The following is a 1,783-nucleotide window of genomic DNA, read 5'->3' on the forward strand; positions in this document are numbered from 1 at the left end:
GTCGCCGGCCGCCGAGGCCACCATCGCGTGCTGGTGCCGCACCGACCCGACGCACGACCCGGAGGGCGCCACCACCACGTCGTACGGCTGGAAGGTCCGCACGTGCCGCCGGATCAGCGGCAGCGCGGCGTCCTGATATCCGGTGTTGATGTGCATCTGGCCGCAGCAGGTCTGATCGGGCGGGAACACCACCTCGTGGCCGAGTCGTTCGAGGAGCAGCACGGTGGCCTTGGCGGCCTCGGGGAACATCGTGTCCGCCAGGCAGGTCACGAAGAGCGCGATCCGCATCTGCTCACCCCCACAGCCGGTCCTCCAGCTCCTGCCAGCGGGCCGGGTCGCCGCTCGGCTCGTACCGCCGGATCTGTTGAGTCTCGCGCAGAACGCCGCGCAGCGCCGGGAGGTCGCCGCTCAGCACCCCGGCCGCGCGGGCCTGGACCAGCACGTTGCCCAGGGCGGTGGCCTCGACCGGCCCGGCCAGCACCGGCCGCTCGCAGGCGTCCGCGGTCAGCTGGCACAGCAACTCGTTGCGCGCGCCGCCACCGACGATGTGCACGACCTCCGCGGTGCTTCCGGACAGCTCGCACGCCTGGCGCACGGTCCGCCGGTGTGCGAGGGCGAGGCTGTCCAGCACGCACCGCACGGTTTCCGCCCGGGACAGTTCGCGGCCCACCTCGGCGGCGATCCGGGCCGGCATGTCATCGGGTGCGAGGAACCTGGGGAGGTCGACGTCGATCACCGCGGCGAACGGCCGGGCGGACGCCGCCGCCGCCAGCAGGCCCGGCAGGTCGTCGGTCCGCCACGCCCGCTGGCACTCCTGCAGCAGCCAGAGCCCCATCACGTTGCGCAGGTATCGGACCGTGCCGTCGACGCCGCCCTCGTTGGTGAAGTTGGCCAGCCGGGACTCCTCGGTCAGCACCGGCGCGTCCAGCTCGACGCCGACCAGCGACCACGTCCCGCACGAGATGTAGGCGAAATCCGGGGACCCGGCCGGGACGCCGACGACCGCCGAGGCCGTGTCGTGGGACCCGACCGCGATCACCTCGGGGCCGAGCGACGAGGGCCCGATCACCGTGCCGGGCGCGCGCAGCGGCGGGAAGAGCCGGGCCGGCAGCCCGAGATCGCCGATCAGCGAACCGGCCCATTCGCCGGTCCCCACGTCGAGCAGCTGGGTGGTGGAGGCGTTGGTGAACTCGGCGCCGATCTTCCCGGTCAGCCAGTAGGCGAGCAGGTCGGGGATCAGCAGCATCCGGTCGGCCAGCGGGAGCAACGGCTCGGCGAGCAGCTGATAGATCGTGTTGAAGGACAGCTTCTGCAGGCCGGTGAGCGCGTAGAGCTTCTCGTCCGGGATGCCGGTGACCACGCCGTCGGTGCGGGCGTCGCGGTAGTGCACCGGGTTGCCGAGCAGCCGGCCGCCCGCGTCGATCAGCCCGTAGTCGATCGCCCACGAGTCGATCCCGATCGCGTCCACCGGCCCGGCCGCGGCGAGCCCGTCGAGCACGCCGCGGTAGAGCGACAGCACGTCCCAGTGCAGCGTGTCGCGGACCCGGACCGGCTCGTTCGCGAACCGGTGCGCCTCGGTCAGGCTCACCCCCGAGGCGGAGACATCGCCGACCATGACGCGCCCGGACGACGCGCCGAGGTCGACCGCGGCGAAGCGGGTCATCGCAAGAAGGCCGCTGCGACGCCCGCATCCACCGGGATGTGCAGGCCGGTGGTGTGCGAGAGGTCCCCGGCCGTCAGCACGAACACCGCGTTGGCCACGTGCTCGGGCAGCACTTCCCGC

Annotated in this window: 2 protein-coding genes; both read right to left on the minus strand. The window is 72.8% G+C overall.

Annotated elements, in window-relative coordinates:
- Positions 1 to 288: (Fe-S)-binding protein (locus AB0M20_RS41610; protein WP_364306849.1), on the minus strand; the 288-nt coding region annotated here is incomplete at its 3' end.
- A 4-nt stretch (positions 289 to 292) separates the two neighbouring features.
- Positions 293 to 1,663 carry a rhamnulokinase family protein gene (locus AB0M20_RS41615; RefSeq protein WP_364306851.1) on the minus strand — a complete coding sequence of 457 codons (1,371 nt, stop codon included), beginning with the start codon at positions 1,661 to 1,663 and terminating at the stop codon, positions 293 to 295.
- Positions 1,664 to 1,783 lie beyond the last annotated feature (120 nt).

The organism is Actinoplanes sp. NPDC051633, assembly GCF_040681735.1.
Taxonomy (GTDB): Bacteria; Actinomycetota; Actinomycetes; order Mycobacteriales; family Micromonosporaceae; genus Actinoplanes.